The organism is Desulfuromonadales bacterium, from assembly GCA_035620395.1.
GTDB lineage: Bacteria > Desulfobacterota > Desulfuromonadia > Desulfuromonadales > DASPGW01 > DASPGW01.
Window position 1 is genome coordinate 1 of record DASPGW010000136.1, and the last position, 5,931, is coordinate 5,931.

The following is a 5,931-nucleotide window of genomic DNA, read 5'->3' on the forward strand; positions in this document are numbered from 1 at the left end:
AGGGGCAAATCGCTCTGACCGAGCTGGAAACCCGGATGCTGCGCCTTTTCTTTCAGAGGGAGGGGGAAGTTCTCTCCCGCACCGAGCTGCTCGAATCGGTCTGGGGGATGGCACCGGACACCGAGACCCGCACGCTCGACAATTTCATCGTCCGCCTGCGCAAATACTTCGAGACCGACCCGGCCCGGCCGGTCCATTTTCTGACGGTGCGCGGGCGTGGATACAAATTCGTGCGGGAAACGAACGAAAAAGCGTAGGGAGCAGGCCTTGTGCCTGCCCACGGCAGGGCACCCGCGCTTGTGCGCCGAAGCGCTTCAGCGCGCAGGCGCAAGGGGCACCCCTACCCCCCCAGCACTTCCTGCCGGAAAACCTCCGCCCCCATCTCTTCAACGAGCTTGCCGAGGCGACAGCGACGGTCCCTGGCCTTGAACCACTGGACGATGTGGCCGACAATCGCCAGCGCCTCCGCGTCGCTCGGCACATGCTCGAGCAGCCTGACCGACAGGCGCGGCTGACTGCCGCCATTGCCGCCAACCATCACGTTCCATCCCTTGGGGGTACCGATCAGCCCCACGTCCTTGATGCAGACCTCGCCGCAGTCGTTCATGCAGCCCGAGACCCCCATCTTGAACTTCCACGGGAGTTCCATGCCGTGGTAGCGGCGGTCCATCTCCAGCCCGACCGAAACCGAATCCTGCTGCCCGCGTTTGCAGTAGTCGGTGCCGGGACAGACTTTGACCGAACGGACACAGAGGCCGATGGCCGCCCCGGGCTTTTCGCCCAGTTCGGCCCAGACCTCGTCAAGTTTTTCTTCGGGCAGACCGATCATGGCAATGCGCTGGGCGCTGGTGAGTTTGAGCGACTTCGCGCCGAAGCGTTCGGCGACGTCGGCGATCTTGCGCAGGGTGGCGGCATCGGTGATGCCGCCGGGGATGTGCGGCGCGATGGCGTAGGTTTCCTTGTCGCGCTGGATGATCGCCCCCTTCTCCTGGATATCCTTTTTCATCGGATGGGCCTCCCGAAAAGCAGTTCCGGCCGCCACATTCCGGGCGACCGGAGACCCTGCTGATTTTTGTTCGGGAGGTTTTACCGGGAATGGAGGCGATTTGTCAAGCCGGGGCTTACAGCACTTTCTTTTTCCAATGGTGGGCGAGCTTGGTGCCGTAATGGCCGAGCAGGGTGACGACCGGCAGCGTCGCCAGGACAAGCGCTACGTAGAGCCCTTTTCGAGTCCCGCCCCCGGCCAGGAGTCCGGGGTCGGCATAGCGCAGGCTTACGGCCGACAGAACCAGCAGGAGGAGGGTCGCTGCCAGCCCGATCTTCTTGTAGAAGATCATCGCCCGCTCGCCATGAAACCGGGTGCGCCAGTCGTAGATCCCCGAAGCCATCGAGACCGGAATGACCGCCAGCACCACGCCCAGCAGATAAAAAACCGCATGCTCCAGACCGGGGCTGGCGTTCAGCAGGGTCAGCAGCAGAAAGAGAACGGCTGTGGGAATCAGACCGTTGGGAAAGTGGGCCGCCACCGGGTGCAGGACGAAGGTGGCGAGCATGTCGTGCAGCAGGTTGACCTTCTCCTGCTCGAGGGGAATGAACTTCGAGCGGTCGGCGCCGCAGACCGGGCAGGACTCGGGCGGCTCCGCTCCCTCGTGGACGTAGCCGCAGATGGTGCATTTCCATTTTCTGACCATCTCAATCCTCCCGGAGCCGTCAACACCAAGAGTTTAACTGCCGGCAACCTGCATGCAAGGCCCTCAGCGGCCGCTGCCCGGATAAATCGGGCGCTGGCCGGCAGAAAGCGGTTGAAACCCGGCCCGTATTCCTTATAATCGACACACTGTTTTGAAGGTCATGGACCAAGGGAGCAGGGATCGGCTTTACACTGCTCCCCGGCCCCTTCAACGGAAAAGGAGACAATGCGATGAAAGCTGTTCTGCTCGATGGTTTTGGCGGCCTGGAGGTGCTCAAGGTCGGCGAGGTCGATAAACCCGCGCCAAAAGCAGGGGAAGTGCTGATCAAGGTCGCAGCGACGTCGATCAACCGCCCCGATCTGGTGCAGCGCGAGGGGAAATATCCGCCGCCGCCCGGCGATTCGGAAATCCTCGGCCTGGAAGTGGCCGGCACCATCGCCGAACTGGGCGCCGGGGTCAGCGGCTGGCAGAACGGCGACCGGGTCATCACCCTGGTCGGCGGCGGCGGCTACGCCGAATACGCGGTCGCCTACGCCAGCCACCTGATGCGCATCCCCGAGGCGATGAGCTACGAGGAAGCGGCCTGCGTCTGTGAATCGTACATCACTGCCTTTCTCAACGTCTTCATGATCGGCGAACTGCGCGACGGCCAGACCGCCATCCTGCACGGCGGCGGCGGTGGCGTCAATACCGCCGCAATCCAGTTGGCCAAAGCACTCACCCCAAACGCCAAATTGATCGTCACCGCTCACCCCAGCAAGAGCGAGCGGGTGAAGCAGCTTGGCGCCGATCTGGTCATCGACTACACCACCACTCCGGACTTCTCCGAGGTGGTCAAGGAGTTCACCGGCAAGAAAGGGGTCGATGTCATCCTCGACCACGTCGGCGCCAAGTACCTCGCCCCCAACATGAACTCCCTCGGCTACAAGGGAAAGCTGGTCATCATCGGCGTCATCAGCGGCATCAAGGCCGAGCTCAACCTCGCCCTGATGATGGTCAAGCGCCAGCAGATCATCGGCTCGGTGCTGCGCTCGCGCCCCGTCCCGGAAAAGGCGGAGATCGTCGCCGAGTTCACCCGCCGGGCGCTGCCGAAGTTCGCCGACCGCACCATCGTCCCGATCATCGAGAAAGTCTTCCCCCTCGCGCAGGTGGCCGAAGCGCACCGGATGATGGAAGAAGACAAGCATTTCGGGAAGATCGTATTGAAGATGGGCTAGTGGCAAGCGGCACGAGGCAAGAGCAAGATCTCCGCCTCGTGCCTGCTTGTTCTTCCTCCAGCCTCCAGCCTCGTGCCATTTGCCCATGTATAACAAGGCCCACTTCGACTGGGATACGCTCCCGCCCCTCACCTCGCCCCGCCGACAGCTCGACCTTGCCGGCGTAGCGTTGGGTTTGATCAACCTGCCGCCGCAGGAGGGATACACCTTCACCCACACCCACCGGGAGCAGGAGGAGGTCTATATGGTTCTCGAGGGGGCCGGCCGCCTGCTGATCGACGGTGAGGAAGTTCCCCTCGCTGCAGGCGACATGGTCCGGGTCGACCCGGCCAGCAAAAGGGCACTCAAGAACGACGGCGACACCCCCCTGCGCCTCATCTGCGCCGGGGCGGTGCCGGCCAGCTATCCGAAGCACCCCGAATCGCGCTACCTCATCGACGACGGGGTTCCCGACTACGACGACATCCCTCCCTGGTACGCCGGCAATGCAGCGGTAGCGGCGAAGAACACCGAACTGAAAAAGCGCTACGAACGCACGCAACAGAGACGGAAAAGCGTTAAAGTCCATGACGTGTAGCCAGTTCCTTCACCAAGCACCATTCGCCGGTTTACCATGAACAAAGCCAACATCGTCCTCATCGGCATGCCCGGCGCCGGCAAAAGCACGGTCGGGGTGGTGCTGGCCAAGCGTCTCGGCTTCGATTTTATCGACACCGACGTCCTGATCCAGGCCCGACAGGGGCGGCGGCTGCAGGAGATCATCGACGCCGAAGGCCTTGCCGCCTTCCGCCAGATCGAGGAAGCAACCCTGCTTTCCCTTTCCTGCCGCCGCACGGTGGTCGCCACCGGCGGCTCGGCAGTCTATAGCGAAGCGGCGATGGGGGCACTGAAAGCGAACGGCACGATCGTCTTTCTCGACACCCCCCTCGAAGAACTGATGCTGCGGGTTCGCGACATGGACACCCGGGGGATGGTCATCGACCCCGGGGAGACCTTTCCCGACCTCTTCGCCCGCCGCCTCCCCCTCTACCGCCGATGGGCCGGGCTGATTGTCGACGACCGCGGCAAGTCGGTGGAGGAACTCGCCGCCGAAATCGCCGACCGACTCCAGGACCATCTCCCCACCTCTGCCTGATCTGGCTTGTCCCTTGCAAAACCCCGGGTTGCGGGAACGAGGCACGGGATGGCCAAGGTCAGCACACCCCTCCTGAAAAAGCCCCCCTGCTTTCCCGACGCCTGGCACGGAAGGGAGGACAAGATGCCATTTCACGGACAGTGGTGCCGCAGATCGTTCCTCAAGGCTTCATTGCTCGCCGGCCTCACCCTTTTCGGCGGTCAGACCGCCTGGCCCCGCGAACTGTCGGACGAAGGCTTGCCGCTCGGGAAGCTCTCCCTGTTGAACATCCACAGCGGCGAGCGCCTGGCGGTGACCTACCGTGACCGCTCCGGCGAATACGACCTGCAGGCCCTCGACGAGCTCAACTGGCTGCTGCGCTGCCACCACACGGGGGAGGTCCATCCGATCGACGTGCGCACCCTCGAATATCTCAACCTCGTCGACCAGCGCCTCGGCGGCAGCAACGAGATCCACATCATTTCCGCCTACCGCTCTCCCGCCTACAATGAGCTGCTGCGCCAGAAGGGGCGCCAGGTCGCCAGAAACAGCCTGCACCTGCAGGGCCGTGCGATCGACATCCGCGTCCCCGGTGTAAAGCTGGCCAATCTGCGCCGCGCCGCTCTCGACCTGGAACTCGGCGGCGTCGGCTATTACCCCCGCACCGATTTCGTCCATATCGACTCCGGCGCCTTCCGCATGTGGTAGGCCGACTTCCTGTCAGTGGATAGTTGAGTTTCACACCGGAGGCAACGGCCTCATTTACTGGCTGAAAAATCTTTAGAATATTCAGGACGCTTGTTCAATAAATCGTGATCTCAGAGACCAGCCTCAAGAGGAGATCAAACTCTCCCCGACGAATATGATCAAATACCTACCGATTTTTCGCCGATCAATAGCGGAAAGTGTTGACACCGGTAGACCGACCGGTCTATTATTGCCCCATGACAAAACGGGACACGAGATCTGAACTGCTCAAAGCCGGGATGAAATTGATCGGCTCCCAAGGATACAACGCCACCGGGATCGAGGCGGTGTTGAAACTGGCGGGAGTACCAAAAGGCTCCTTTTACCACTACTTCGGAAGCAAGGAGGCTTTCGGGCTGGCAGTTATCGAGGAGTTTGCAGGCAGATTTCTGGCGCGGCTCGATGTTTTTCTCTCTAACGAGGCTATAACTCCTCTCAACCGGCTGCGGATCTTTCTTGAAGCTGGGCTGGAGCGGCTATCAGCCCACGAGTGCACAGTCGGCTGCCTCATAGGGGACCTTGGACAGGAACTGGCAGCCCAGAACGAACGACTCAGGAACCGCCTTGACGAGATCCTCCTCTCCTGGAGGGAGCGTTTCGCCGCCTGCGTCCGCGAAGCACAGCAAGTGGGAGAAATCCCGGCATCGTTAGATCCGCAAATCACCGCCGGCTTCATTCTCTCCGGCTGGGAAGGGGCGGTACTTCGTGCCAAAGTGATGAAATCCCCGCAACCGGTCCGGGAATTTATCGATATCCTTTTCTCAGCCGTCTTGAAAAATCCCTGAGATTTTCCTCCCGCGTTCGGCATTGATCTCGTTCACGAAAACCAGCGAACGACACAACTCATGCACCTAAAAGGAGCAATCACGCATGGCAGCACATCAAATCAGCGAAGAGGTCCGCAGGAACTTTCACCTTTTCTGTGACAATTTTCCATTCCCTGTCATGTTGGTCCATAAGGACAGAACCATCCTGGCAGTGAACAAAACCGCCCAAACGGAAGGCTATCCCACTGGCGTCCGCTGTGTTGAAATGGGGAAAAGGGAGCACCACAAAGGATGCCTGGCTAACCAGGCTCTTGCCGAGCAGACCGCCAAGCGAGTTGTAGCTTACTTCGACTTCCGAGGGGCCGTTCTCGATTCCTACTGGATTCCGCTGGCAG

Annotated in this window: 9 protein-coding genes; 6 read left to right on the plus strand and 3 right to left on the minus strand. The window is 61.3% G+C overall.

The genetic code is table 11. The features are described 5' to 3' along the window. On the plus strand, nt 1-257 hold a 257-nt coding region (locus VD811_07455; GenBank protein ID HXV20806.1), incomplete at its 5' end, for a helix-turn-helix domain-containing protein. A gap of 83 nt (nt 258-340) precedes the next feature. Here the strand turns inward: VD811_07455 and VD811_07460 are convergent. After that, the gene (locus VD811_07460) at nt 341-1,006 is read right to left on the minus strand and encodes an NAD(P)/FAD-dependent oxidoreductase (protein ID HXV20807.1); all 666 of its coding nucleotides are present in this window, start codon (nt 1,004-1,006) and stop codon (nt 341-343) included. Nucleotides 1,007-1,121: 115 nt separating this feature from the next. Continuing rightward, the gene (locus VD811_07465; GenBank protein ID HXV20808.1) at nt 1,122-1,691 is read right to left on the minus strand and encodes a DUF2231 domain-containing protein; all 570 of its coding nucleotides are present in this window, start codon (nt 1,689-1,691) and stop codon (nt 1,122-1,124) included. Between the two features lie 230 nt (nt 1,692-1,921). On the opposite strand from VD811_07465, the gene VD811_07470 reads away from it, so the two are divergent. The 5 genes from VD811_07470 (at nt 1,922) to VD811_07490 (ending at nt 5,554) form a co-directional block, all read left to right on the plus strand. Continuing rightward, complete coding sequence (locus tag VD811_07470) at nt 1,922-2,908, plus strand: NAD(P)H-quinone oxidoreductase (GenBank protein ID HXV20809.1); 987 nt, start codon at nt 1,922-1,924, stop codon at nt 2,906-2,908. An 85-nt stretch (nt 2,909-2,993) separates the two neighbouring features. Then, nucleotides 2,994-3,485: a cupin domain-containing protein gene (locus VD811_07475; GenBank protein HXV20810.1), complete on the plus strand. Its 492-nt coding sequence runs from the start codon at nt 2,994-2,996 to the stop codon at nt 3,483-3,485. 36 nt (nt 3,486-3,521) lie between these two features. Then, a complete protein-coding gene (locus tag VD811_07480; GenBank protein ID HXV20811.1) occupies nt 3,522-4,043 on the plus strand; it encodes a shikimate kinase in 522 nt (173 codons plus the stop codon). Nucleotides 4,044-4,166: 123 nt separating this feature from the next. Then, nucleotides 4,167-4,730 (plus strand): DUF882 domain-containing protein, encoded by a 564-nt coding sequence (locus VD811_07485; protein ID HXV20812.1) that lies wholly within the window; start codon nt 4,167-4,169, stop codon nt 4,728-4,730. Nucleotides 4,731-4,930: 200 nt separating this feature from the next. Continuing rightward, nucleotides 4,931-5,554 (plus strand): TetR family transcriptional regulator C-terminal domain-containing protein, encoded by a 624-nt coding sequence (locus VD811_07490; GenBank protein ID HXV20813.1) that lies wholly within the window; start codon nt 4,931-4,933, stop codon nt 5,552-5,554. Nucleotides 5,555-5,633: 79 nt separating this feature from the next. On the opposite strand, the gene VD811_07495 is transcribed toward VD811_07490, so the two are convergent. Continuing rightward, on the minus strand, nt 5,634-5,931 hold a 298-nt coding region (locus tag VD811_07495; GenBank protein ID HXV20814.1), incomplete at its 5' end, for a hypothetical protein.

Coding starts and splice junctions, on each gene's coding strand:
- VD811_07475 (HXV20810.1), top strand. CDS start 2,994: ATGTATAACAAGGCCCACTTCGACTGGGATACGCTCCCGCCCCTCACC.
- VD811_07465 (HXV20808.1), bottom strand. CDS start 1,691: ATGGTCAGAAAATGGAAATGCACCATCTGCGGCTACGTCCACGAGGGA.
- VD811_07460 (HXV20807.1), bottom strand. CDS start 1,006: ATGAAAAAGGATATCCAGGAGAAGGGGGCGATCATCCAGCGCGACAAG.
- VD811_07470 (HXV20809.1), top strand. CDS start 1,922: ATGAAAGCTGTTCTGCTCGATGGTTTTGGCGGCCTGGAGGTGCTCAAG.
- VD811_07480 (HXV20811.1), top strand. CDS start 3,522: ATGAACAAAGCCAACATCGTCCTCATCGGCATGCCCGGCGCCGGCAAA.
- VD811_07485 (HXV20812.1), top strand. CDS start 4,167: ATGCCATTTCACGGACAGTGGTGCCGCAGATCGTTCCTCAAGGCTTCA.